This window comes from Candidatus Darwinibacter acetoxidans (assembly GCF_041936445.1).
Classification (GTDB): Bacteria; Bacillota; Limnochordia; order Darwinibacteriales; family Darwinibacteriaceae; genus DTU010.
Window position 1 is genome coordinate 1 of record NZ_JBHGXH010000179.1, and the last position, 1,301, is coordinate 1,301.

The window sequence follows — 1,301 nt, forward strand, 5'->3', positions numbered from 1 at the left end:
GCGCCGCTATGCGCCGGTTCGGGGTGACCCGCCGCACTGGCTCGCGATGGCACGGTATGACACGCCGGGAGTGCGCCGCTTCACGTCACCTTCTCCGGCCGGTGGAGTAACCAGGCCTGATATGGCGCGTATTCTCCCGGGTCCCCGGTCGGGGGAATACCGGACCGTCTCACAATGTCGCGCTATGGCGCGGTTGCTGTCCCCTCGTGCATTGTCCCACTGTCCCGCCGTAAAGTATGGGGTCTCCCTATATCGTTACCTGGAGGTGCGGCCGGTGGGCGCCCCGGAATGTCGGACCGGAGGATCGCCGTTGTGCGTCCGTTGTCCCGCTCACATCGTCCCGCCGGCATCCCGGTAACACTGCTCACAGATGCGCCACGATACCAGGCGGTGCCGCCGGTCGCGGGCGGCAAAGGTCTCCGTCCAGGCGGCCGGGGCTCCGCAGATCCGGCACTTGTAGGGGTAGGGCTTGCCTTTCTTCGGCGGCTTAATCCGTTCGTAGTCGGCGGGGTCGAGAGGGTCCATAGTCGATGGGTCCGGAGGGTGGACCGGCGGGAGGGGCGAGGGGGTGACACCCGGGCACCTCAAAGGTGACGTCGGTGACATGCGAGATCGGCCGCTCGTGGTCGGGCGTCGGGGTTCCGGACCGGGGGCGAGAGCGTGTCTGTGATCGGGGTCACACCGCCTGGTCCACGTCGGAGCAATCGAATTCTTCCCACTTGCACGGACCGCCGTAGTAGGGGCAAAACTCCGGGGGCTTCGGGTGCCGGTCCCCGTCGAATACAGATTCATGCTAGCAAATCTCCCCGCAGTCCTCTTGAATACACACATACGTCTTAAACTTCATATCGCTGTTACCACCTTGAGAATTCGTTTCTTCGCCTGCTCGGATGCTTTAACCACGGCCGGTAGGCTGATCGCTGCCAGGGAGAGGTATGCCGGCACCTCCCACCAGCTCCCGCCGTCGCCCGGGCATGGAGTTTTTTCAGAATATCGGAGAGCATAGCGGCGAGTTCTTCCCGGGTTAGTGGTTCTCCGGGCTCTCTTTCCGCTTTAAACGTCCCGTCTTCTGTCCTGCCTCGTGGCACGGTCTCTTCGCTGTTCAAGTTCTGCTACCTCCTCCGGCCATCGGCGCCGGGGTCGCGCATTGCTGTACGCACCCCGCGCACCTCGTCCCTGAGTGCTCGAACCTCTGTGAGTAGATCAGGGCTCGTTCTCTCCGTATCCTCGATCATTTTCAAAACCTCTTCGTCATGTGCCGTTCTGCAGTCTGTTCTCCCCGTCTCCACGGTTGATTGTGG

General features: G+C 62.8%; 1 protein-coding gene. It reads right to left on the minus strand.

The genetic code is table 11. The features are described from left to right. Positions 1-1,112: 1,112 nt before the first annotated feature. Positions 1,113-1,301: hypothetical protein (locus ACE4YL_RS06550; RefSeq protein WP_461369408.1), on the minus strand; the 189-nt coding region annotated here is incomplete at its 5' end.